This is a genomic window from Streptomyces sp. NPDC050264 (assembly GCF_040655895.1).
Classification (GTDB): Bacteria; Actinomycetota; Actinomycetes; order Streptomycetales; family Streptomycetaceae; genus Streptomyces.
Genome location: NZ_JBFAKV010000018.1, coordinates 21,397 through 42,883 on the forward strand (window position 1 = coordinate 21,397; position 21,487 = coordinate 42,883).

General features: G+C 71.9%; 24 protein-coding genes and 1 pseudogene. 11 read left to right on the forward strand and 14 right to left on the reverse strand.

Going from position 1 to position 21,487, the window contains the following annotated elements; all coding sequences use genetic code 11:
• Positions 1 to 4: 4 nt before the first annotated feature.
• Together AB0J02_RS28280 and AB0J02_RS28285 are read right to left on the reverse strand one after the other, a co-directional pair.
• Complete coding sequence (locus AB0J02_RS28280; protein WP_363196604.1) at positions 5 to 979, reverse strand: iron-siderophore ABC transporter substrate-binding protein; 975 nt, start codon at positions 977 to 979, stop codon at positions 5 to 7.
• The gene (locus AB0J02_RS28285; protein WP_363196605.1) at positions 976 to 1,848 is read right to left on the reverse strand and encodes an ABC transporter ATP-binding protein; all 873 of its coding nucleotides are present in this window, start codon (positions 1,846 to 1,848) and stop codon (positions 976 to 978) included. The genes AB0J02_RS28280 and AB0J02_RS28285 overlap by 4 nt, the downstream gene beginning before the upstream one ends.
• 133 nt (positions 1,849 to 1,981) lie before the next feature.
• On the opposite strand from AB0J02_RS28285, the gene AB0J02_RS28290 reads away from it, so the two are divergent.
• The 5 genes from AB0J02_RS28290 to AB0J02_RS28310 all read left to right on the forward strand — a co-directional run bounded on the left by AB0J02_RS28290 (position 1,982) and on the right by AB0J02_RS28310 (position 7,071).
• Positions 1,982 to 2,473, forward strand: a complete 492-nt coding sequence (locus AB0J02_RS28290) for an HPP family protein (protein ID WP_363196606.1) — start codon at positions 1,982 to 1,984, stop codon at positions 2,471 to 2,473.
• Between the two features lie 235 nt (positions 2,474 to 2,708).
• Positions 2,709 to 4,364 carry an ABC-F family ATP-binding cassette domain-containing protein gene (locus AB0J02_RS28295; RefSeq protein ID WP_363196607.1) on the forward strand — a complete coding sequence of 552 codons (1,656 nt, stop codon included), beginning with the start codon at positions 2,709 to 2,711 and terminating at the stop codon, positions 4,362 to 4,364.
• Positions 4,365 to 4,573: 209 nt separating this feature from the next.
• Positions 4,574 to 4,954: a hypothetical protein gene (locus tag AB0J02_RS28300; protein WP_363196608.1), complete on the forward strand. Its 381-nt coding sequence runs from the start codon at positions 4,574 to 4,576 to the stop codon at positions 4,952 to 4,954.
• Positions 4,955 to 5,026: 72 nt separating this feature from the next.
• Entirely contained in the window at positions 5,027 to 5,608 is a 582-nt protein-coding gene (locus AB0J02_RS28305) for a carbonic anhydrase (RefSeq protein ID WP_363196609.1), read from the forward strand.
• Positions 5,609 to 5,616: 8 nt separating this feature from the next.
• Positions 5,617 to 7,071 (forward strand): SulP family inorganic anion transporter, encoded by a 1,455-nt coding sequence (locus AB0J02_RS28310; protein WP_363196610.1) that lies wholly within the window; start codon positions 5,617 to 5,619, stop codon positions 7,069 to 7,071.
• Between the two features lie 59 nt (positions 7,072 to 7,130).
• Here AB0J02_RS28310 and AB0J02_RS28315 read toward each other — a convergent pair whose 3' ends face one another.
• From AB0J02_RS28315 to AB0J02_RS28345, 7 genes are all read right to left on the reverse strand, one after another.
• A complete protein-coding gene (locus AB0J02_RS28315) occupies positions 7,131 to 7,541 on the reverse strand; it encodes a Rid family hydrolase (protein WP_363196611.1) in 411 nt (136 codons plus the stop codon).
• A gap of 68 nt (positions 7,542 to 7,609) precedes the next feature.
• A complete protein-coding gene (locus AB0J02_RS28320) occupies positions 7,610 to 8,935 on the reverse strand; it encodes a lipase family protein (RefSeq protein ID WP_363196612.1) in 1,326 nt (441 codons plus the stop codon).
• Positions 8,936 to 9,139: 204 nt separating this feature from the next.
• Positions 9,140 to 9,907, reverse strand: coding sequence for an NPP1 family protein (locus tag AB0J02_RS28325; RefSeq protein WP_363196613.1), 768 nt, complete (start codon positions 9,905 to 9,907; stop codon positions 9,140 to 9,142).
• Between the two features lie 136 nt (positions 9,908 to 10,043).
• Entirely contained in the window at positions 10,044 to 11,198 is a 1,155-nt protein-coding gene (locus AB0J02_RS28330; RefSeq protein ID WP_363196614.1) for a S1 family peptidase, read from the reverse strand.
• A gap of 311 nt (positions 11,199 to 11,509) precedes the next feature.
• Positions 11,510 to 11,983, reverse strand: a complete 474-nt coding sequence (locus AB0J02_RS28335; protein ID WP_363196615.1) for an HIT family protein — start codon at positions 11,981 to 11,983, stop codon at positions 11,510 to 11,512.
• 104 nt (positions 11,984 to 12,087) lie between these two features.
• Positions 12,088 to 12,921: a Cof-type HAD-IIB family hydrolase gene (locus AB0J02_RS28340; RefSeq protein WP_363196616.1), complete on the reverse strand. Its 834-nt coding sequence runs from the start codon at positions 12,919 to 12,921 to the stop codon at positions 12,088 to 12,090.
• 25 nt (positions 12,922 to 12,946) lie between these two features.
• Complete coding sequence (locus AB0J02_RS28345) at positions 12,947 to 14,071, reverse strand: ROK family transcriptional regulator (RefSeq protein ID WP_363196617.1); 1,125 nt, start codon at positions 14,069 to 14,071, stop codon at positions 12,947 to 12,949.
• 137 nt (positions 14,072 to 14,208) lie between these two features.
• Between AB0J02_RS28345 and AB0J02_RS28350 the strand changes: the two genes are divergently transcribed.
• From AB0J02_RS28350 to AB0J02_RS28370, 5 genes are all read left to right on the forward strand, one after another.
• Complete coding sequence (locus tag AB0J02_RS28350) at positions 14,209 to 15,021, forward strand: alpha/beta fold hydrolase (protein ID WP_363196618.1); 813 nt, start codon at positions 14,209 to 14,211, stop codon at positions 15,019 to 15,021.
• Positions 15,022 to 15,031: 10 nt separating this feature from the next.
• Positions 15,032 to 15,799, forward strand: coding sequence for an IclR family transcriptional regulator (locus AB0J02_RS28355; RefSeq protein WP_363196619.1), 768 nt, complete (start codon positions 15,032 to 15,034; stop codon positions 15,797 to 15,799).
• Positions 15,800 to 15,892: 93 nt separating this feature from the next.
• Positions 15,893 to 16,915 carry an aromatic ring-hydroxylating dioxygenase subunit alpha gene (locus tag AB0J02_RS28360; RefSeq protein ID WP_363196620.1) on the forward strand — a complete coding sequence of 341 codons (1,023 nt, stop codon included), beginning with the start codon at positions 15,893 to 15,895 and terminating at the stop codon, positions 16,913 to 16,915.
• Positions 16,912 to 17,094 (forward strand): hypothetical protein, encoded by a 183-nt coding sequence (locus AB0J02_RS28365; protein WP_363196621.1) that lies wholly within the window; start codon positions 16,912 to 16,914, stop codon positions 17,092 to 17,094. Before AB0J02_RS28360 ends, AB0J02_RS28365 begins: the two co-directional genes overlap by 4 nt.
• On the forward strand, positions 17,091 to 18,008 hold the full coding sequence (locus AB0J02_RS28370; RefSeq protein WP_363196622.1) for a PDR/VanB family oxidoreductase: 918 nt from the start codon (positions 17,091 to 17,093) through the stop codon (positions 18,006 to 18,008). The genes AB0J02_RS28365 and AB0J02_RS28370 overlap by 4 nt, the downstream gene beginning before the upstream one ends.
• On the opposite strand, the gene AB0J02_RS28375 is transcribed toward AB0J02_RS28370, so the two are convergent.
• The 5 genes and pseudogenes from AB0J02_RS28375 to AB0J02_RS28395 all read right to left on the reverse strand — a co-directional run bounded on the left by AB0J02_RS28375 (position 17,992) and on the right by AB0J02_RS28395 (position 21,124).
• Positions 17,992 to 19,527 carry an MFS transporter gene (locus tag AB0J02_RS28375; RefSeq protein ID WP_363196623.1) on the reverse strand — a complete coding sequence of 512 codons (1,536 nt, stop codon included), beginning with the start codon at positions 19,525 to 19,527 and terminating at the stop codon, positions 17,992 to 17,994. The two genes, AB0J02_RS28370 and AB0J02_RS28375, sit on opposite strands and share 17 nt — an antisense overlap.
• A gap of 59 nt (positions 19,528 to 19,586) precedes the next feature.
• On the reverse strand, positions 19,587 to 20,102 hold the full coding sequence (locus AB0J02_RS28380) for a GNAT family N-acetyltransferase (protein WP_363196624.1): 516 nt from the start codon (positions 20,100 to 20,102) through the stop codon (positions 19,587 to 19,589).
• 33 nt (positions 20,103 to 20,135) lie between these two features.
• Positions 20,136 to 20,345: a hypothetical protein gene (locus AB0J02_RS28385; RefSeq protein ID WP_363196625.1), complete on the reverse strand. Its 210-nt coding sequence runs from the start codon at positions 20,343 to 20,345 to the stop codon at positions 20,136 to 20,138.
• A gap of 125 nt (positions 20,346 to 20,470) precedes the next feature.
• Positions 20,471 to 20,587: pseudogene (locus AB0J02_RS28390) on the reverse strand (RimJ/RimL family protein N-acetyltransferase); the annotation flags it as partial.
• A 120-nt stretch (positions 20,588 to 20,707) separates the two neighbouring features.
• Complete coding sequence (locus AB0J02_RS28395) at positions 20,708 to 21,124, reverse strand: tautomerase family protein (protein ID WP_363196626.1); 417 nt, start codon at positions 21,122 to 21,124, stop codon at positions 20,708 to 20,710.
• Positions 21,125 to 21,303: 179 nt separating this feature from the next.
• Here AB0J02_RS28395 and AB0J02_RS28400 point away from each other — a divergent pair, with 179 nt between their 5' ends.
• Positions 21,304 to 21,465, forward strand: coding sequence for a hypothetical protein (locus AB0J02_RS28400; protein WP_363196627.1), 162 nt, complete (start codon positions 21,304 to 21,306; stop codon positions 21,463 to 21,465).
• Positions 21,466 to 21,487 lie beyond the last annotated feature (22 nt).

Here is a 21,487-nt window from a genome sequence, read left to right on the forward strand (position 1 = left end):
GGCGCTACTTCGTGAGCGTGCTGACGACAGCGTCGATGTACTGCTCCATCGACTTCGGTCCGCCGAACATCCAGATGCCGTCGTCCAGTCGGTGCACGTCGCCGGACTTGACGAACGGCAGCGACTTCCAGACGGAGTTGCCGGCGAGATCCTTGGTGAAGACGTCGGTCTCGGACTTGTTGCCTATGTAGAGGAACTGCACGTCGTCGCCGAGCTCGGTGAGCCCTTCCACGTCGGTGGTGGCGAGGCCGTAGTCCTTGTCGCCCTTGATCTTCCAGGCGTTCTTCAGGCCGAGGTCCTCGTTGACGGTACCGAGCTGGGAAGCGCTGGTGTAGCCGCGCACGGACACCTGGTTGGAGGCGGAGTACCCATCGGCGAAAGCGATCTTCGAGCCGTCGAGCCCGGCCTTCTCCAGGGCCTTCCGGCCTTCGGCGACCTTGGTCCTGTAGGACGCCTCGGCGGTCTTGGCCTTGCTCTCCGTGCCGGTCGCCTTGGCGATGACGTCGAGCGTCTCGTTCATCTGCCCGATCTGGTCGGCGCCGTTGGCGGACTTGACCTGGAGGACGGGGGCGATCTTCTTCATCTGCTTGATCGCGGATGCCGACAGGTCGGTCGTGGCGACGATGAGGTCGGGGGTGAGCCCGGCGATCGTGTCCATGCTGGGCTCGCCGCGGGTACCGATGTCCTTGGGCGAGTTCGTCAGCGGGGCGGCGGTGTCCCACGTCGTGTAGCCCTTGACGTCGGCGACACCCACGGGGTCGACGCCGAGGGTGACCAGCGATTCGACGACGTTCCACTCGGTGCCGACGACCTTGGTGGCCGCGCGGTCCAGGGTGACCTTGGCGCCGCTCGCGTCGGTGACGGTGATCTTCTGGGACGTGCCGGCGTTGTCGTCCTTGGCGGGCTCGGACGTGCCGCAGCCGGTCAGGACGAGAGCGGCGGCGGTGCCGGCGGCCGCGGCGAGGAGGAGGCTTCTCATGACGTGCTGTGGAGCCTTTCGCTTCTGCTGTGGTGACGGCCCATCGCGCGAGTGCGCAGTCGGCCGGTGAGGGGGTCTGTGTCGACGTCGATGCGGATCCCGTACGTCTGGGAGAGGCGCTCCGGGAGCAGGACGTCCTCGGGCGGTCCGTCGGCGATGATGCGCCCGGCGCTGAGCAGGGCGATCCGGTCGGCGACGGCCGCGGCCTGGTCGAGGTCGTGCAGGACGACGCCGACCGCGATGCCGTCGTCGTCCGCGAGGTCGCGCATGAGGTCGAGGAGTTCGACCTGGTAGCGCAGGTCGAGATAGGTCGTGGGCTCGTCGAGCAGGAGCACTCCGGTCTGCTGGGCGAGACAGCCGGCGAGCCACACCCGCTGCAACTGGCCGCCGGAGAGCTGGTCGACTCCGCGGTCGGCGAGTTCCTCGACGCCGGTCATGACGAGTACGTGGTCCACGACGGCGGCGCCGTCGGGGTCCGTACGGCCCCAGCGGCCGCGGTACGGGTAGCGGCCGAATTCCACGACGTCTCGGACGGTCAGCCCGCCGGGCGTCGGGCGCCCTTGCGTCAACAGGGCGACGCGGCGCGCGAACTGACGGGCCGTGAGGTCGAAGCCGTCGGCGGCGTCAGCCGTTCCGGGGTCGAGGGTCAGGGTGCCCGCGCGGGCACCCTGCAGCCGTGCGATCGTGCGCAGCAGGGTCGACTTGCCGCTGCCGTTGGGGCCGACGAGGGCGGTCACTTCGCCGGGCCTGAGGACGAGGGCCGCGTCGTGCACGACGTCGACGCCGTCGTACGACACGGTCACTTGCGCGGCCGACAGCTCGTGACCGCGCGGACGTGGGGCGCTGCCAGCGCGTTCACCAGTTCTCACGGCGTGAAGGTTAGCCTAACCTTATTTGGCTTGGAACCACCCCCTCGCCACTTGCCTCAGAGACAGCCGATTCACCCGCAATTCAACAGTCTGTTTAGGGTGGGGCTTCTGCCCAGTCCTGCCCGGAGCACCGATGACCACGCCCCCGCCCACCGCCGCCGAGCGACCGCACCCCCTGCACGCCCTGCGGGCCACCGCCTTCGCGATCGGCGCCCTCCTCCTGCTGGTAGGCGTCGGTGTACTGCTGCACCAGCCGCTGCTGATCCCCCCGCTGGCGGCCAGCGCGGCCCTGGTGCACGGCGCCCCCGGACTGCCGATCTCCCAGCCGCGCAACCTCGTCGGCGGCCAGCTGATATCCGCCGCCCTCGGGTTCGCCACGCTCGCGGTCACCGGGAGCAACGGCTGGGGAGCCGCCGTCGCGGCGGGCCTTTCCCTGGGCGTCATGATGCTCACCCACCTCTCGCACTCCCCCGCCGCGGCCACCGCCGTGATCGTCGTGCTGCAGGCCCCGCACCCGCTCCCCTTCCTCCCCCTGCTGGCGCTCGCGACGGCGCTGCTGGTGCTGATCGGGCTGCTGCCGGGCCGCATCGGCGGCCACCCGGTGCGGTATCCGGTCTCCTGGTGAACGTCCGCCCGGCTGCGCCGAGGCCCCCCTTGCTGCTACCGTTTTTCGGACCTTCCGCGTGAGACGAGGAGACCGAACATGGCGGGTGACGACGACATCTCCGGGTGATACCCGGATCTGACAGGCCATCGGCCGATGCCACGGAGCATCGCCGTCATGGCCGCGCAGTCGTCCCCCTTTCCATGCTCCGGGCGGCCTCTCGTGCCTGCCCGTCTCTCACCCGAGGCCTGCGACGATGTCCGAACCTGCCCTGCTCGCCCACGATCTCGTCCGGACCCTGGGCGCCCGCCGCGTCCTGGACGGCGTCTCCCTCACCGCCTCCCCCGGCCACCGCATCGGTCTGATCGGCGAGAACGGTGTCGGCAAATCGACGCTGCTGCGGCTGCTCGCGGGGGCGGACACGCCCGACGCGGGCACCGTCGAACGCCCCCGCGACCTCGGCTTCCTCCACCAGGAGATGCCCTACGCCGCCGAACAGACCCTCTCCGACGTCCTGGACGACGCACTGCGCGAGGCCCGGCAGGATCTCGCGGAGCTCGAACGTCTCGGCGATCTCCTCGCCCGGACCGCCGAGGACCGGCCCGGACACGCGGAGTTGCTCGACTCGTACGGGCAGCGGCTCGAAAGTGCTCAGGCGCGCGAGGTCTGGGACGCGGACCGGCGTGCCGCGATGGTGCTGGCAGGGCTCGGCCTCGACGGCGTCCCGCGCAGTCGGCCCCTGCGCTCCCTCTCGGGCGGGCAGCGGGGAAGGCTGGCGCTGGTGGCGCTCCTCGTGCGGCGCCCCACGGCGCTGCTCCTGGACGAACCCACCAACCACCTCGACGACAGCGCCGCCGTCTTCCTGGAGGACCAGCTGCGCACGCTGCCGGGAGCCGTCGTGCTGGCCAGTCATGACCGGGCCTTCCTCGACGCCGTCTGCACGGACCTGATCGACCTCGATCCTGCCGTCGACGGACCGGTCAGGTACGGCGGCGCCTACAGCTCCTACTTGGCGCAGCAGCGGGCCGAGCGCGAGCGCTGGGAGCGGCGGTACGCCGAGGAGCAGCAGGAACTGGAGGCGTTGCGCACCTCGGCCCGGGTGACCGCGCACCGGGTCGCCCCCGACCGGGGGCCGCGCGACAGCGAGAAGATGGGGTACGGCCTGCGGGCGGGCCGGGTGCAGAGCCAGATCGCCCGACGCGTGCGCAACGCCACGCGGCGGCTGGACGAGTTGGAGCGCCGGCAGGTCGGCGAGCCGCCGCGCCCGCTGCGGTTCCGGCCGGTCGCACTCGGCACGCCGCCGCCCGATCCGCAGGACGCCTCGGACGCTTCTGACGCGGACGACGCGCTCGTCTCGTTGCGCGACGTGCGCGTGCCGGGCCGCCTGGAACTGGCCCGGCTCGATGTGTCGTCCACCGACCGGCTCCTGGTCACCGGGGCCAACGGCAGCGGCAAGTCGACGCTGCTGTCCGTGCTCGCGGGCCGGCTGCCCGCCGAGGGCGAGGTGTGCCGACGCGCGGGCGTCACGGTGGGGCTGCTCGCCCAGGACACGGAGTTCCCGCACCCCGAGCGGACCGCGCGGGACACGTACACGCGGGCGCTCGGCTTCGAGCGGGCCGACGCGGTGCCGCTGCGCTCCCTCGGCCTGTTGCGGGAGAGCGATCTGGGCAAACCGGTCGGCCAACTCTCCGTGGGACAGCGGCGACGGCTCGCGCTGGCCCTGCTCGTGGCGAGCCCGCCCGGGCTGCTGCTCCTCGACGAGCCGACGAACCATCTGTCGCCGCGCCTGTGCGACGAGTTGGAGGACGCTCTGGGCACGGGCCCCGGCGCGATCGTCGTCGCCAGTCACGACCGGTGGCTGCGTCGGCGCTGGCAGGGCCGCGCGCTCCGGCTGGGAACGGTCGCGCGCTGACCGGGTGGCCGGCATCGGCGGGGCGCGAGGGTCCCGCGCGCCCCTCCACCGCGTCGTTCGCGCCAATCGACCGCACTTTTCACGCTTCCTTCGAGCCGAAACGCGGTGTTAACCCGGCGATCACCTTTGCACAGCTAATCTTGCTCTTGACCATCGGTTGACCAACCGTTGGTTCTGTCTTGAAGTTCGGCCGACCGGGAGGAGGGCGCGTGTTCCGAGGTGGGCAGGGACGTACGTGGGTGACCCTCGTCGTCGCCGCCGTCATGGCCCTGCCATTGTTCACTTTCGTACAGGCGTTCACTCCCGCACATGTCTCGGATTCGTGGTCGGTGTCCGCGTCCAGCACGCCGGTCCCGACGGCCGCCCCCGGCGGCCACACCCACCCTCGGGACCCGGTCGAGGCGCTCCGCACCCGGGACAGGCACCGCACGGCCGCGGGCAACACCGATCTCCCCCGCCCCGCCCCGCTGTCACCGACGCCGCGCACCGCGGCCGTCGTCCCGCCCGGTCTCACCGGTGCACCGCCCGCCCGCCCGAGCAGATCCGTACCGGACCTCACGGCGGCGACCCTTCAGGTTTTCCGCTGCTGACAGGGACATCTCGGTCCCCTTTGTCCTGCCAGCCCGACGCGCCCCACGCGCGCCAGGAGGAATCACCACGACATGCAGCCCCTCATCGACAACGCCCGCACGTTCGGACAACGCCCTGAGGAGTTCGCCCGGCTGGCCGACGGCCAGTCCCCCCAGGTCCTGTTCATCACCTGCTCCGACTCCCGGGTCGTGCCGGCCCTGATCACCGGTGCCCGCCCCGGGGAACTCTTCGAACTGCGCACCGCGGGCAACATCGTGCCCGCCCACCCGGCCGGCCGCCCCAGCGGCGAAGCCGCCACCATCGAGTACGCCGTCGAGGTACTCGGTGTCCAGGACATCATCGTCTGCGGGCACTCGCACTGCGGCGCGGTCGGCGCGCTGGTGCGCGGCGACGACCTCGCGGCGGTGCCCGCGGTGCGCGACTGGCTCGCGCACGCCGCCGACAGCCCCACCACCCAGGACCCGGCGGACCCGACCGTCGCGGCGGCGGTCCAACAACACGTCCTGACCCAGCTGTTGCGGCTGCGCGCGTACCCGTGCGTGGAGCGCCGTCTCGCGGACGGCCGGGTACGCCTGCACGGCTGGTTCTACGAAGTCCACACCGGGTGCGTACGCCAGCACCGGCCCGAGACCGACACCTTCGAGGCCCTGTGAGCGCCGCGATGCGCAAATACCCCCATCTCCGGGCGGACTTCACCGCGTCCCTCGTCGTCTTCCTCGTCGCGCTGCCGCTGTGCGTGGGCGTGGCCGTCGCCTCGGGCGTGCCCGCCGAACTCGGCCTGGTCACCGGCATCGTCGGAGGCATCGTCACCGGGCTGATGCGCGGCAGCAGCCTCCAAGTGTCCGGCCCCGCCGCGGGGTTGACCGTGCTCGTGTACGAGGCCGTGGACGAGTTCGGCCTGCCCGTGCTCGGCGTCGTCGTCCTGGCGACCGGCGTGCTCCAGATCGGGATGGGGGCCCTGAAGCTGGGCCGCTACTTCCGGGCCATCTCCGTCTCGGTGGTCGAGGGCATGCTGGCCGGCATCGGGCTCGTCCTCATCGCGGGACAGCTGTACGCGGTCCTGGCCGCCGAGGCCCCGGAGTCGGGGCTCGGCAAGATAGCCGGACTGCCCAGGGCCCTGGTCGACTCCGTGGGCAGCGCCGGGTCGCTCGCCTCGCTGGCCCTCGGCGCGGGCACCGTCGCCGTCCTGGTCCTGTGGAAGCGACTGCCGGCGCGTGTGCGGGTGGTCCCCGGGCCGCTGGCCGCCATAGGGCTCGCGACCGCGGCCGCCGTCGTGTTCGACGCACCCGTGGCGACCGTCGAGGTCAACGGCCTGCTCGGGTCGATCCAGCCGCCGTCCCTCGACGCCTTCGGTGAACTCGCGGGCGTCGGCCTGATCGGCACGATCGTGGCGTTCACGCTCATCGCCTCCGCCGAGTCGCTGTTCAGCGCCGCGGCCGTGGACCGGATGCACGACGGACCCCGGACCTCCTACGACAAGGAGCTGGTGGCGCAGGGCGCGGGCAACGCGGTGTGCGGGGTGCTCGGCGCCCTGCCGATGACCGCGGTGATCGTGCGCAGCGCGGCCAACGTCCAGGCCGGGGCCCGCACCAAGGCCTCACGCGTGCTGCACGGCGTCTGGCTGCTGCTGTTCGCGGCGCTGCTCCCGGGCGTCCTCGCGCACATCCCGATACCGGCTCTCGCCGGTGTGCTGGTGCACGCCGGGGCCAAGCTCATCCCGGTGCGGGCGCTCGTGACCCTGTGGCGTGAGCACCGCGGCGAGGCCGTGATCCTGGTCGTCACCGCGGTGTCGATCGTCGCGGTGAGCATGTTCGAGGGCGTGCTCATCGGGGTCGGCCTGTCCGTCGTCAAGACGGCCTGGGACGCCTCGCACGTGAAGCTGGAGGTCATAGACAAGGGCGCCGGGCCGGTCCAGGCGTACCTGTCGGGCAACGCGACCTTCCTGCGGCTGCCGAAGATACTCGACAGTCTGGAGGCCCTGCCGCAGAACCGTCCCGTCGAGCTGCACCTGTCCGGACTGCACCATCTGGACCACGCGTGCCGGACCGCTCTGGAGAGCTGGGCGGAGCGGCACAGCTCCGCCGAGACGGAGCCGGTGAAGGTCACCGCGAAGTGAGCCATCGGGCCCGACTGCCTTGCGTGCAAGGCAGTCGGGCCCGTCGGCGTCGTGCGGTGTCAGTCGTCGAGAACGGCCGCGACCGCCTCGACCTCGACGAGCTGCTCGTGGTAGCCGAGCACCGTGACACCCATCAGGGTGCTCGGCACGTCGTGCTCGCCGAACGCGTCCCGGACCACTTCCCAGGCCGTCACCAGGTCCGCCTGCCGCGTCGACGCGACGAGCACGCGCGTGCTGATGACATCGTCCAGATCCGCGCCCGCCGCGGCGAGGGCGACCCGCATGTTCTCCACGCACTTCGCCGCCTGACCCGCATAGTCACCGATCGCCGCGGTCGCCCCGTCCTTCTCCAACGGGCAGGAGCCGGCGAGGAAGACGAGCCGGGCAGCGGCCGGCGCGGTCGCCGCGTACGCGTACTCGGCCACGTCGGACAGGGCGTCGGAGCGGATGAGGGTGACGGCACGGACCATGGGTCTGGGCATCCCTTCGGACAGCGGCAACAGGAACGACTGGGGCGGAGCCCGGTCATGCTGTCACATCACGGCTGAGTGGGCAGGGCCGCACAGTCGGAGCCGGCCGGCTCGCCGGAGAGACGGTCGGTCAGCCACGTGACGGCGCTGCCCTGGTCGGTCAGCAGCGGCGCGAAGTGGTTGAGCAGGGCGCGTCCCACGTCGGGCAGGCGCACCGGCTTGTAGGTGACCTGCGCACCGCGGCCGCACCAGTCGACGGCCAACTGGCGTGCCTGGCCGTGCGGGACGAGGTTGTCGCTGACGCCCGTGGCCACCCGGACGGGACTGGCCGGCTTCATCGTGCCGATCCGCTGCTCGGCGAGGAACGCCCGGAGCTTCGGCTCGGCCTGGATGATCTCCGCGAGCGTCTTGCCGTCGCTGGTCCAGGAGGAGCTGCGCGTCGAGTTGTACGCGAGGATGGTGTCGCCGACGCACATCGTCGACAGATCCTTCAGCGCCGCGCGACCCTTGTCACTGAGGTGGGCGTCGGCGATCGGCCTCAACTCGGGGTCGGACTGCAGGAATCCGTTGAGGGACCAGCCCAGGGCGCCCGCGAGGTCGGTGCCGTCGATGCCCTTCGTCGTCTCGGTCAGGTCGGCGGGCGGCGCCCCCGCGTACGTACCGGAGAGGGTGATGTCGGGCGCGTACGTCGGCTGCAGCTCGGCGGCCGCCGCGGTCGCGCCGCCGCCCTGGCTGTAGCCGAACAGGCCGACGCGCGAACCGGAGGTCACCGTGGCCCCCTCGAGCGCGCGGGCGGCGCGGACTGCGTCGAGTACGGCGTGGGCCTCGTCGAGCCGGTTGACGTAGGTGTGGAGGCGGTCGGTCGCGCCCAGGCCGATGTAGTCGGTGACGACGACCGCGACGCCCTTGGCGAGGAGCCGGTAGATCGCCAGGTCCTCGTAACCGACCGACACCGTCTGCCCGTTGAGCCGCAGCGGGTGCTCCAGGCCGAGCGAGGCCGCGCACTGGTCGCCCTGTCCCATCGTGCCGGGGGCGAGCGCGACGAGGGGCCGGGGGCCGTCGCCGCGCCACTTCGCCGCCGGCTCGATGTAGGCGCCGGTGACCGCGGCGGGGCTGCCGTTCGCATCGGTCGTCCGGTACATGATGCGGGTCGCGGTGCCGGGCAGCGGGCCGTGCAGAGTGGGCAGGCTCAGCGCCAGCGGCAGCGGTTCGCTGCGGATCAGCGCGCCGTTGGCGTCGGGCAGTTCGGCGGGCGGGTTGTAGAAGGCGGGGATCGTGACGCCTCGCGAGACCTCGTTCTGCGAGCCGGTCGCCGCGAAGGCGGGCACGGCCTGCGCGCCCAGACAGGCGGCGGCGGTGACGGCTGCGGCCAGCAGACGGGTGGGTGCGGGCATGGCAAACCTCCTGAGTGCAGGCGGAGTCGGACTCCGGACCTGGCGGCAGACGGCCGGGAAGCGAGCAGGCCGACGATGCGTGCGGCCGGTCGTCCCACCGGCCCCACGCGTCGCTCGGACGCTACCGAGCACACCGTTACCGCCGGTAGCACTCAGGAGGTTACGGTTCAGTAACTTACTTACGCGTACGTCTCGTTCGCCCGGTCATGCGTTGACGTCGAAGGGCACACCGGACGGAAGCGCGGCGGCGAGATGGCTCGCGAAGTTGCCGTCCTTCAGGCCGAAGGTGGCGCTGCCGAAGTCGTAGGCACTCAACTTGTCGCGCAGACCGGCCGGATAGCCGTTCCAGCCGACCAGGGTCGGGAACTGCCACGCGCCGCGGTGGTTCTCCGGCGGCTCGTCGCCGGAGTTCGCCGGACGGAAGCAGTGGGTGCTGATCCCGTCCTTGTGGTAGACGACCTTGGGGTGGGTGCCGTCCCAGCGGATCTGGTCGCGCGGGTAGATGTTGAAGTCTCCATGGGCGGAGGTGGCGACGTACGCGGCCTGGCCGTCGTGCACCCAGACGACCACGTGCTCCCAGTCGTTGCGGTGACCGCCGAGTCCACTGCCCGCCACCGCCTGGTCCTTCTCGAAGTACAGGCCGTACATGACGGCGCACCAGCCGTTGTTGCACTTGGAGCGGGCATAGCCGTTGGTGTTGTCCAGGTCCGACGCGTCGCGGCACTGCCCGTTGAGGGCGCCGCTCGGATTGAGACCGCCGTTGACGGTGCCGTCCGGCCCGATGGCGGGGGTCGGGTAGCAGCCGTCGGTGTCGTAGTCGAACGCGGGCTGGTACGTCCGCTCCGTCGCGTCGGCGTTGGCGGGCAGGGCCCCGGGCGGGGCGGCGAGGGCGGGGCCCGCGAGGCCGATCACGAGGGCAACGGCGCCGCCGGCGGCAAGGGAGGCTCTGCGGATGGCTCTGGTCGGATTCACTGTGGTCTCCTGCGTCACTGTGGGGGCATGACAGTCATGTCATGCCCCCGACAGCGGCAAGGGACTCACACGTGCAACGCGTATGAACCGCAAGCGAATTGACGGAGTGGCCGGGCGATGCCCGGACCGGCCTTGATCAGGCCGTGGTCAGGGTCAGGCCGTAGCGGCTCAGGATCTCGTTGATGGGCTGGAACCAGGTCTCGCCGCCGCTGGTGCAGTTGCCCCAGCCGCCCGAAGTGGTGCCCTGGGCCTGGTCGCCGCTGATGAACGAGCCGCCCGAGTCGCCGGGTTCGGCGCACACGTTCGTCTTGGTCATCTGGTGGACGGCGCCCTGGCTGTAGTTGACGGTCTCGTTCTTGGCGAGGACGGTGCCGCAGTGCCAGTGCGAGGTGGAACCCGAGCGGCAGATGGAGGCGCCGACCGGGGCCTCGGCGGAGCCGCGCACGAGCTGGTCGGAGACCGTGCCCCAGCCCAGGACGACCGGGACCGTCCACCAACCGCTGCCGACGTTGACCCACGCGTAGTCGTTGTCCGGGAACGACGAACCCTGGAAGTTCCCGACGTACGTGTTGTCCCAGCCGTTGACCGCCTGACCGGCGCCGCCGCAGTGGCCGGCCGTGACGAATCCGCCCTGGACGGAGAAGCCTATGGAGCAGCGGACGTTGCCGGTGTAGTAGGGGTCGCCGCCGACCGTGCCCGCGGCGAGGGTGGTCGGGGTGTGCGCGGTCGTCCGCACCGTCAGGGGGCCCGCCTTGCGCGCGTCGGCCAGGAACGCCTTGACATCGTTGTCAGCCTGCCGGGCGCTCTGCACCTCGACGACCACGCGGTTGGACTTCCAGTCGACGTTCCAACTGCTCACGCCGCTCGGGGCGTCGAGGGCGTCGATGCGCTTCTTCGCGGCGTCGAGCTGCGCGGCGCTGCGACCGACGAGCCGGACGGTCGCACCGGTGGCCCGTACCTCCGCTGCCTTGTCGCGGTCGGCGACGGCGACGGTCAGCTCCTGGTTTTTCGGGGTGTACCAGGATCCCGCGTAGGCGGATCCGGCGGCCTTCCGGGCCTTCTTCTCAGTGGCGGTCGCCTGCTTCTCGGAGGCCAGCCGCGCCTTCGCCTGAGTCGCGGTGAGGCCGAAGTCGCGCTGCATCGCGGTGAGTACGCCGTCGGAGGCGGCGGCACGCTCGGTTCGTGGGGTGTCCGCACCGGCCGCCTGGGCCGGGAGGAATCCGGCCGTGGCGCAGGCTCCGGTGACCAGCAGCGCGGTCAGGACGGCACGGATGGGTCTGGTACGTCGCATGGGTCGGCCCTTCGTTGTTCCCGTGTGGTGGGGGTGGAACATGGGTGGCACATGGGTGGAACGGCAAGGCTGGGAGCGCTCCCCTGGTACGTCGGTGGGGAGCCTAGCGATGGATCATGAACAGGTCCATGCCAATGACTCGGTGCGATCAGGGCATTGTCCGAACCCTCGGTCCGAGGCCGACGGGGATGAACTGCGCCTGCCTGTACGGTAGTTGTGCGTCCGGTTCGCCTCGCGGCACGGTCGGACGGTGTCTCGATCGCGGGTGTTGACAACGGTGAGAACGCGGGGGTGGCGGATCCGGACCGTGCTCACAGCCGGGTCCGCAGCGCGTGGGCCAGGTGGTCGGCCCGGGCGGCCGTCACCTGTTCCGGCTCGGGGCGGCGGAGCAACTCGAAGACGCCGGGCCCGCGATGGGCCGGTGCAAGACCTCCGGCGCGCGGCACGATGTGGAAGTGGACGTGCGCGAACCCCTCGGCCTCCGCGAACTGGACGACGTACGTCCTGACGCACCCGGTCACCTCGCGCGGCGCCCGGGAGAGTCGGACCTGCCAGGTGCCGAAGGTGGCGGCCTCCGCGTCGGTGAGGTCGTGCACGGCGGTGACATGGCGCCGGGGCAGCAGCACCAGCCAGCCCGGCAGCGCGGTCCCGAAGGCATGGGCGGCGCGCCAGTGCGCGTCGAAGGCGATGCGCTCGCGGGGCGGGAGAGTGTCGAACCGGGCCTCGGCCGCGCAGGCGTAGCAGTCGCGGCCGCCGTCGGATACCGGGGTGCTGTCAGGTGTCATGGATCCACGATCGGCCACCGCCGCACGCTCAGGGGCCGGCTCCGTGAATCCTGTCCGGCGCTTCACCGGGTCGGCCCGGGTCCGCTCGACTCACGGCCGCGCGGTCACTCCTCGGCGGGCAGTTCCAGGACCCGGCGGATCGTGCGGACGACGCCGTTCTCGGTGTGGGAGGGAGCCTGGTGGCGGGCGCGGCGGTGGACCTCCGGGTGGGCGTCGGCCATGGCGTACGACCAGTCGGCGGCGTCCAGCATCTGCAGGTCGTTGAGGTAGTCGCCGAACACCATGGTCTGGGCGGCGGTGATGCCGAGTTCGCGCTGCAGGCGGCGTACGGCCACGCCCTTGTCGGCGTCGGGGCTCATGACGTCGACCCAGTGTTCGCTGGAGACGACGACCTGATGGGAGTCGACGAGGGAGCTCAGGGCCGGGGCCGTGGTCTCCTCGGCGCGGCCGAAGTCGAAGAGGGCGACCTTGATCACGTCGTCGTCGACGGCGGAGGCGTCCTCGACGATCCGGTGCCGGTGGTAGTACTTGCGCACCTCTGTCATGAACGCCTCGTCCGAACGCTCCACGTACGCGGACCGCTTGCCGCAGACAACGGCGCCCGCGTCCACTCCGTCGTCCACGAGTCCGCGCACCGCCTTGACGAGCCAGGAGGCCACGGCGGGGTCGAGGGGGTCGGAGCTGAGTTCAACGCCGCCGCGGACGACGTAGGTGCCGTTCTCCGCGATGTACACCATGCCGCCGTCGTCCACGGCGGCGAACTGGTCGGCGAGGGTGGCGTACTGGCGGCCGCTGGCGGGGCAGAAGACGATGCCGCGGCGGTTCAGCTCGGCCAGGAGCGGCCACAGGGAGTCGGGGACGCGTCCGTCGGCGTCCAGGAGGGTGCCGTCCATGTCGGTGACGACGAGGCGGATGTCGGGACGGTGGTGCGTGGTCAAGGTGGTTCCTCGGTACGGGAGTCGGTCAGGGTGTGAGGGAGGGGTGCGCCGAGCGGACGACGAGGGAACGGAGTTCCTCGACGGCCCGGTTGCGGGCGCCGGTCGCCTCGGGGTCGGTCAGGGTGGCGGCGGTCACCGGGACGGGGCGCGGGTCGCGGGCGAAGTGGGCGTCGATCTCGGGGATCAGGTCGGGGCCCCAGGCGCCGCCGATGACGATCATCCGGGGGTCCAGGAGGGCGACCGCGGCGGCGAGGACCGCGCCGATCGCGCGGGCGAGCACGGTGCGGGTCTCCGCGCTGTCGGCCAGGCGGGCCCGGAGCGCGCTGACGTCGACGGCGGTGGAGCCGGCCTCGCGCAGGCCGAGCGCGCTGAGGACCTCGGTCAGCGGCATGGCGGCGTCGCCCGGACCTGTCGTGCGGAGGTGGGCGATCTCCCCCGCGAGGCCGCGGTGGCCGCGGCGCACCGTTCCGTCGCTCACGACGGCGCCGCCGAGCCCTTCGCCGAGGTGGAGGTAGACGAAGTCGTCGATGCCGCGTGCGCGGCCTTCGGCGTGTTCGGCGCGGGCCGCCCAGTTGACGTCGTTGTCGACGAGGACGGGCCCGGTGACGTACCCGGCGAGCACGGCCGGCGGATCGAGGTCGCCGATCAGGAACGGTGCGTCGGGCAGCCGCACCAGTCGTCCGGTGGTCCGCTCGACGGGGTCGGCGGCGCTGATCACAGCGGTCCGCAGGCCCCCGGTCAGCCGCTCGGCGAGACGGCCTGTCACCGCGGCCAGCGCGTCGGCGGCGGCCTCCGGTCCGGCGCCCGGTCCGAGCTTTGCCTCTTCCCGGCCCTGTACGCGGCCGAGGGCGTCGACCGCCTCGACGCCCACCCGGTGCTGGGTGATCCCGGCGACGAGCGCGGTGCCGAGTCCCGGCGCGAGCGCGTAGTACGAGCCGACTCGACCGCGGCCGGTGGTGCGCCGGCCGGTGTCGACGACGAACCCCGCCTCGCTCAGGCGGTGCACGCTGTCGGAGATCGTGGGCTTGGAGATGCCGGTGCGCGCGGCGATCTCCGCGCGCGTCAGACGGGCCTCGGACATCAGCGCACGCAGCACGTTCTCGTCGGTGAGCGCGCGCAGCATCTCCAGTGACGGTTTCGGCGGGGCCATGGCCACCATTCTAGTGAGCACCAGTAAGGACTCCTTCCCAAAGAGAGATGCGGCCTCAAACCCTCTTGATCGACCGGCGGGTCCCGCTTAGCGTTCGCCATCGGATCTGCGGCGGACGACCACGTCAGGAGTGCTCGATGGGCCAGCTCACGGTGGCCGGCGCCACCTTGCGGTACGACGACCTCGGGCCGCGGGACGGTGTCGTGGTCGTCCTGGTGCACGGGCATCCGTTCGACCGGACACTGTGGCAACCACAGGCGGCGGCGCTGACCGCGGCCGGATACCGGGTGCTCACGCCGGATCTGCGCGGCTACGGCGAGAGCGATGTCACGCCCGGCAGCGTGCCGCTGTCCCGGTTCGCGGAGGATGCCGCCGCACTCCTCGACCACCTCGGGGTCGAGCGTGCGGTGGTCGGCGGTGTCTCCATGGGCGGGCAGATCGCCATGGAGTTCCATCTGCGCCACCCGCGGCGGACCCGCGCCCTCGTCCTGTCCGACACCTCGGCGCCCGCCGAGACCGCCGAGGGCAGGGCCTTCCGCAACCGGCTCGCCGACCGGCTGCTCGCCGAGGGCATGGGTGGGTACGCCGACGAGGTCATCGACAAGATGCTCGCCGCCTACAACGTGACGGCACTGCCGGACGTCGCCGAGCGCGTCCTGGGCATGATGCGCGCCACCGATCCTCGGGGCGCGGCCGCGGCACTGCGCGGGCGGGCGGAGCGGCCCGACTACCGGGACAGCCTCGCCGCAGCCCGGGTGCCCGCGCTGGTCGTGGTCGGCGCGGACGACGTCTACACGCCGGTCGCCGAGGCCGAGTCGATCGCCCGGCTCGTCCCGGACGCGACCCTCGCCGTGATCGAGAAGGCCGGGCACCTGCCGGGCGCCGAGCGGCCCGAGCAGTTCAACAGCGTGCTGCTGGACTTCCTGCGCACCCACTGCCCGACCCCGTAGGGCGTCCGCGATGAACCGGTCCGCGGCCGACCGCCTCCTCGACGTGCTCGGCGCTTTCGACCAGGCCCATCCGGCGCTCACGCTCACCGAGATCGCCCACCGCGCCGAGCTGCCGCTGCCCACCGCGCACCGGCTCGTCGGCGCGCTGGCCGGGTGGGGTGCCCTCGAACGGGACGACACCGGCCGCTACCACGTGGGACTGCGGCTGTGGGAGATCGCCGCGCTCGCCCCCAGGGGGCTGGGGCTGCGGCAAGCCGCGCTGCCCTTTTTGGAGGACCTGTACGAGGCGACGCACGAGAACGTCCACCTCGCCGTGCGCGACGGCCTGGAGGTCGTCTACATCGAGCGTCTGTCGGGCCGTTCGGCGGTCGGCGTGCACTCGCGGGTCGGCGCGCGCTGGCCACTGCACGCCACCGGCGTGGGCCTGGTCCTGCTCGCCCACGGGGGCCGGGAGCTCCAAGAGCGCTACTGGGCCGACGAGTTGGCCGCCTTCACTCCGTTCACCGTCACCGATCCGGAGCGGCTGCGGCGGATCCTGGCCGACGTACGGCGCGGCGGTGTCGCGGTGAGCGACCGTCAGATCACCGACGACGCGCTGTCCGTGGCGGCGCCCGTGCACGGACCGCGCGGTGACGTCGTCGCGGCGGTCTCCGTCGTCGTCCCGGTCACCGGGGCGCGGACACCTGCCCTGATTCCGGCGGTCCAGCTGGCCGGACGAGGCATATCGCGTGCCCTGGGCTGGCAACCCGTCTCGCCCCGTCCCCCGGCTTCCGCCTGACGGAAGTCCCGTTGTGGCGCTGTGACCCCGGTCACCACTCTGGTCGACGACGCGCGGCGACGGTGCCGCGCGGTGACAGGAGGGACGCCTGCCATGACCGAACATTCGAGCCACTCGGCCTTCGCCCGCGACCAGTGGTACGTCGCGGCCTGGGGCTCGGAGGTCGGGCGCGAGCTGCTCGGCCGGACCGTGCTCGGCGAGCCGATCGCGCTGTACCGCACGGAGGCGGGTGAGCCGGTCGCCCTCGCCGACCGGTGTGTGCACCGCAGGTTCCCGCTCTCGGCGAGCGGACTCGACGGCGACCGGGTGGTGTGCGGCTATCACGGCTTCACGTACGACACGACCGGTACCTGTGTGTACGTGCCGGGGCAGAAACGTGTTCCCCGTACGGCGCGGGTGAGTTCGTACCCCGTGGCGGAGGTCGACGCGATGGTCTGGGTGTGGCTCGGCGATCCGGCGGCGGCCGATGTCACCGCGATCCCGCGTGCGCCGCATCTCGCCGAGGACGGCTGGGTCACCGTGCGGGGCATGGAACCGATCGACGCCGACTACATGCTCCTCGTCGACAACCTGATGGACCTGTCGCACGAGACGTATCTGCACGGCGGTTACATCGGTACGCCGGAGGTCGCCGAGACACCTATCACCACGGAGGTCGACGAGGCGGCGGGGATCGTCCGGGTATCGCGGCACATGCTCGACGCCGAGTGCCCGCCGTTCTACGCCCGTTCCACCGGGATCGAGGGGCGGATCCAGCGCCTTCAGGACATCGAGTACCACGCACCCTGCCTGTATCTGCTGCACAGCCGCATCAGCCCGGCGGGCACCGAGGCGCCCGTGTTCCGTACGGAGATCACGTACGCCATCACGCCGTCGGCGCCCGGCAAGGTCTACGACTTCTGGGCGGTCTCACGGAACTTCGCGGTCGGGGACGAGGAAGTCACCACGTTCCTGCGGGACTTCAACCACACGGTGGTCATGCAGGACGTGGACGCGCTCAACCTGCTGCAGCGCACCCTGGACACCGAACCCGCCGGTTACCAGGAACTGAGCATCAACATCGACACCGGTGGGCTCGCGGCCCGCCGCATCCTCGGGAAACTGGCCGCCGGATGAGCGACCAGGTCTTCCGCATCGAGTGGCTGCCCGGCACCGACCGGCTCAGCGGCCGCTGCCACTGCGGCGCGCCGCACACCGCCCAGGACCCCGTCGCGATGTGGGAGTGGCTGCTCGCCCACCCCGATCACCCCACCAGCGAAGAACACCCCACAACGGAAGAGGGCCGCGTCTCGTGACCGATCCGCTCGACACGCTCGACCTCGTCGTCGCCGAACACCGCCAGGAAGCCGCCGGAGTCGTCTCCCTGACCCTGCGCCGCCCCGACGGGGCGCCGCTGCCCCGCTGGGAGCCGGGCGCACATGTCGATCTGCTCCTGAGCGAGGGTGTGGAACGGCAGTACTCGCTGTGCGGGGGCGACGACCGCTCCTGGCGCATCGCCGTGCTGCGCGAGCCAGGCGGCCGGGGCGGCTCGGCCCACGTGCACGACGGACTCGGGCCGGGCAGCAGCGTGTCGGTGCGCGGCCCGCGCAATCACTTCCGGCTCGAACCCGCGCCCGCGTACCGGTTCGTCGCGGGCGGCATCGGCATCACCCCGATCGTGCCGATGCTGGCGGCGGCCGCGGAGTGGTCGCTCTTCTACGGTGGCCGGTCCCTCGGTTCCATGGCGTTCGCCGAGGAGTTGACGGCCTCGTACCCGGCCGATCGGCTCCATCTGTGCGAGGGACCACTCGATCTGGCGGCGCAGCTGGCCGGGCTGCGCCCCGGTGAACTCGTCTACGCCTGCGGCCCGGAGTCGCTCCTGGCCGCGGTCGAGGCGCTGGTCCCGCCCGAGGCGCTGCGGACGGAGCGGTTCGCGCCGACGGTGGCGGACACCGGCGGGGACACGCCCTTCGAGGTCGAACTGGCCCGGTCGGGGCGGACGGTGGCGGTGCCGGCCGACCGGACGATCCTCGCCGCGCTGCAGGAGGCCGGGGTCGAGGTCCTCTACTCCTGCGCCGAGGGCACGTGCGGCACCTGTGAGACCGACGTGCTGGCGGGCGAGGTCGAGCACCGCGACAGCGTGCTGAGCCCGCAGGAGAAGGCCTGCAACGACACGTTGATGGTGTGCGTCTCCCGGGCGAAGGGGTCCAGGATCACGCTGGATCTGTGAGGGCGGCGGGCGCGGTCGCGCGACCGCGCTCGGCCCGGCGCAGCAGCCCCGCCGCGACGAGGCCCCCGGTCAACACGGCTGCCGCGCCCACGAGTTGCCCCGTTTCGAGGGCCGAACCGAACGCCCGCGTCACCGTGCGGCGTTCGGCGGCCGAGTCCGCCGCGGCCAGAGCGGCGGGCAGTGAGGCCGCGGCCACCGGGGCGAGCGCGGAGAAGCGGGCGCTGAGCACAGCGCCGAGGACGGCGACCCCGAGGCCGCTGCCGAACTCGGTGACCGTGCCCTCGATTCCGGCGCCGGCGCCCGCCTTCTCGCGCGGGATGGCACTGAGGACGGCGACGGCCATCGCGGGGTTGGCGAGCGCGCAGCCCACGCCCATCAGGACGAGACCGGCGAGCAGCCCGCCGTATCCGTCCACGACGTGCCCGGCGAGGGCGACCGCGGCCAGGCCGCACGCCAGCAGCGTCATGCCGAGGGCCACGGAGCCCGGGATGCCGAGCCGTGTGCCGAACCGGGCCGACAGACCGGTGAAGTTGAGCAGGACGACGGTCAGGGCGAACGGCGCGGTGCGCAGCCCTGCCTCCAACGGGCCGTAGCCGAGCACGAGTTGGAGCTGCTGCGTCAGCAGGAACAGGGCGCCCCCGCTGCCGAACGTGATGAGGAGCGCCCCGAACACGGCCCCGCTGAAGGTCCGGTCGCGGAAGAAGCTCATGTCCAGCATCGGGTGCGGGAAGCGGCGCTCCCAGCCGACGAAGGCGGCCAGGGCGAAGCCGCCGAGGCCGACACCCGCCAGGACGTGGGGCGAGGACCAGCCGTGATCGGGGCCGGCGACGACGGCGTACACGAGCGCGGTCATGGAGACCGTCGACAGCAGGGCGCCGAGCAGATCGGGGCGGTGGCTCCGCCCGGCCTTGCTCTCCGGCACGAGGACGGCGACGGCGGCCAGGCCGAGGACGACCACGGGCAGGTTGACGAGGAAGAGGGCGCCCCACCAGAAGTGGTCGAGGAGGACACCGCCGACGAGCGGTCCCGCGGCGAAGCCGAGGGCGTTGACCGCGGCCCAGATGCCGATGGCGCGGACCCGTTCGTCCTCGTCGAAGACCTGCATCGCGACGGCGAGCGTGGTGGTCAGCAGCAGGGCGCCGCCGATGCCCATGCCCGCGCGCGCGGCGGTCAACTGGCTCGCGCTCTGGGCGAGTCCGGCCGCGAGGGATCCGGCGCCGAAGACGGCGAGCCCCGCGAGGAGCAGCCGCTTGCGGCCGTAGCGGTCGGCCGCGGCGCCCGCCGTGAGCAGCAGCCCGGCCTGCACGAGAACGTAGGCGTTGATGATCCACTGGATGTCGGCCGTGGTCGCGCCGAGGTCGTCGGTGAGGGTGGGAACCGCGACGTTCAGGATCGTGTTGTCGAGGATGACGACGAGTTGCGCGAGGCAGATCACGCCGAGGATCAGCCAGCGGCGCGGGTCCCGGGGCCCGGCGGACGCGAGAACGGGCGGCTGCTCGGCGGCGGGCGTCGCCGTCATGCGGGCTCCTTCTTGGGCAGGCGCGGAGAACCACGGGACACCCCGCGAGTTAGGCAACCCTAACCCGACGGGGTGGCCCCGGTGGAACCGCCCTGCAGAGCGCGGTGCATGATGTGCAGCCCGACCCTGCCGTGGCGCGGGTGGTCGTACGCGTCCGGCACGGTGCCGAGGATCGTGAAGCCGAGCGAACTCCACAGGCGTACGGCCGGGTTGGTCTCCACGACCGCGTTGAACACCATGGCGCGATAGCCGTCGGCCTCGGCCTCGGCCAGCACGTGCTCGGCCAGCGCCCGTCCGTACCCGTGCCCGCCGTGCGCGGGGTCGACCATGAACCCGGCGTTGGCGACAGCCGCGGCCGGGCCGCCGTAGTTGGCCTTGACGTACGCAGTGGCGACGATCGCTTCGGCGTCGTCCGTCACGACGAACACCCGTCGGCCCGGGCCCGTCCACAGCGCACGGGCCTCGGGCTCGGCGGTGTCCGGGTCCCAGGTGTACGTCTCGCCGGCCCGGACGATCCGCTGCCAGAACGGCCAGATCCGTTCCCAGTCACCGTCCCGGGCGTCTCTGATCTTCATGCTCCCGAGTCTGGCACGGGCCGCTCCTGGAGATCACGTGCCCCAGCCGGAGAGGGTGGTCGCGAACTGATTGACCCCGTTGGTGATCGCCTGCCCGAACGATGTGGGAGCGATGAGCACACCGAGCACCAGCATGATCGCCATGACGACCGCCGTGTCGCCCCGCTTTCTCGCGGCGGGCGCTCGGCGCAGCAGCAAGAAGGCGATCAGTCCGAGTATCAACGTGACACTGAGTGTGACCATGTGACGGCCCTCCCCTGTCCATCGCGGGGCCCCGCTTCCACCTTCTCTCTTATGTAGCGGGAACGCGGATTCGTGTCCGGGGGTTGTACACACTTGGCCCGAAGCGGCTCCGGGTGCGGGGGCCCTCAGGGTGTCTGCCTGCCCGCCCGCCACTCCGGTGCGTGTGCGGACCACACCTCCATGTCGAGTCGCCCGCCCCGGTAGGGGAAGCTCTCCCGAGGAGCCCCCTCCTTCGTCATGCCGCCTGGCTCCTTCACCACCGGGCCGACGGTGGCGCGGGCGGCGCGGGTCGCCGGGCCCGGCAGAGCGCCGCCGGTTCCAGCCAGGGGCCCTGCTCGGGCGGGCCCGGCGACCCGGAGTTGTTACGAGTTTTCCGGCTCGTCGTCGACCGGATCCGAGAGCTGGTACTGCGCCAGCCCGTGACCGAACGACCAGTCGATCGACGCGTTCTCGGTGAGGGTGACGAGCACGTTGCGTGGCTCCGTGCCCGCGTACTCCTGGGCGAGTTCGGCGATCCGCCGGTACAGCGCCCGCTTCGTCCGCGGCGAGCGGCCCGCGCGCAGGGTGATCCCGATGAACACGACGTCGCCGTCGCGCCGCACGCCGAGGTACTGGCCGTAGCGCAGGACGGTGCGGTCGCCGTCATGGCCGGCGAGCACCTGGAACAGGTCGTCCGGCGGGGAACCGATGGTCTCGGCGAGCGCGTCGTGCACGGCGCGCCCCAGCGCGTGGAGCCGATCGCTGTCGGCGTTCAGGGCATCGATCCTGACCAGAGGCATGGGCGTACTCCTACGACGGCTCCGCCATGACGGCCGAGCGGCGGACAGCGCCCGTACATACTAGTAGTTACATAGACGCCGACCCCCGGCTCACCCCGGCCGGATGCCGCCGCGTAGGGTCCCCCTTTGTCCCGAACCCCAGGCGGCACCCGTGCCGCGAAGAGCAGGAGCCCCGTACCGTGCCCGCACCGTCCACCGCCCCGGCGCCCATCTACGACCGTCTCGTCGACGAGCACGGCGACGTCCTCGCCGACGTACGCGAAGCGGCGCAGCACACCGAGCGCACCGCGGAGGACGTCCTCGACTTCGGCCACGCGCAGGACGCCCAGCAGGCGAGCTGAGGGGCGGGGTCCTCCCGGAGCG

Bases quoted from the DNA above. Each gene is read 5' to 3' on its own strand.
- AB0J02_RS28280 (WP_363196604.1), bottom strand. From the start codon at position 979: ATGAGAAGCCTCCTCCTCGCCGCGGCCGCCGGCACCGCCGCCGCTCTC.
- AB0J02_RS28290 (WP_363196606.1), top strand. From the start codon at position 1,982: ATGACCACGCCCCCGCCCACCGCCGCCGAGCGACCGCACCCCCTGCAC.
- AB0J02_RS28295 (WP_363196607.1), top strand. From the start codon at position 2,709: ATGTCCGAACCTGCCCTGCTCGCCCACGATCTCGTCCGGACCCTGGGC.
- AB0J02_RS28305 (WP_363196609.1), top strand. From the start codon at position 5,027: ATGCAGCCCCTCATCGACAACGCCCGCACGTTCGGACAACGCCCTGAG.
- AB0J02_RS28310 (WP_363196610.1), top strand. From the start codon at position 5,617: ATGCGCAAATACCCCCATCTCCGGGCGGACTTCACCGCGTCCCTCGTC.
- AB0J02_RS28315 (WP_363196611.1), bottom strand. From the start codon at position 7,541: ATGGTCCGTGCCGTCACCCTCATCCGCTCCGACGCCCTGTCCGACGTG.
- AB0J02_RS28320 (WP_363196612.1), bottom strand. From the start codon at position 8,935: ATGCCCGCACCCACCCGTCTGCTGGCCGCAGCCGTCACCGCCGCCGCC.
- AB0J02_RS28330 (WP_363196614.1), bottom strand. From the start codon at position 11,198: ATGCGACGTACCAGACCCATCCGTGCCGTCCTGACCGCGCTGCTGGTC.
- AB0J02_RS28335 (WP_363196615.1), bottom strand. From the start codon at position 11,983: ATGACACCTGACAGCACCCCGGTATCCGACGGCGGCCGCGACTGCTAC.
- AB0J02_RS28345 (WP_363196617.1), bottom strand. From the start codon at position 14,071: ATGGCCCCGCCGAAACCGTCACTGGAGATGCTGCGCGCGCTCACCGAC.
- AB0J02_RS28350 (WP_363196618.1), top strand. From the start codon at position 14,209: ATGGGCCAGCTCACGGTGGCCGGCGCCACCTTGCGGTACGACGACCTC.
- AB0J02_RS28355 (WP_363196619.1), top strand. From the start codon at position 15,032: ATGAACCGGTCCGCGGCCGACCGCCTCCTCGACGTGCTCGGCGCTTTC.
- AB0J02_RS28360 (WP_363196620.1), top strand. From the start codon at position 15,893: ATGACCGAACATTCGAGCCACTCGGCCTTCGCCCGCGACCAGTGGTAC.
- AB0J02_RS28365 (WP_363196621.1), top strand. From the start codon at position 16,912: ATGAGCGACCAGGTCTTCCGCATCGAGTGGCTGCCCGGCACCGACCGG.
- AB0J02_RS28375 (WP_363196623.1), bottom strand. From the start codon at position 19,527: ATGACGGCGACGCCCGCCGCCGAGCAGCCGCCCGTTCTCGCGTCCGCC.
- AB0J02_RS28380 (WP_363196624.1), bottom strand. From the start codon at position 20,102: ATGAAGATCAGAGACGCCCGGGACGGTGACTGGGAACGGATCTGGCCG.
- AB0J02_RS28385 (WP_363196625.1), bottom strand. From the start codon at position 20,345: ATGGTCACACTCAGTGTCACGTTGATACTCGGACTGATCGCCTTCTTG.
- AB0J02_RS28395 (WP_363196626.1), bottom strand. From the start codon at position 21,124: ATGCCTCTGGTCAGGATCGATGCCCTGAACGCCGACAGCGATCGGCTC.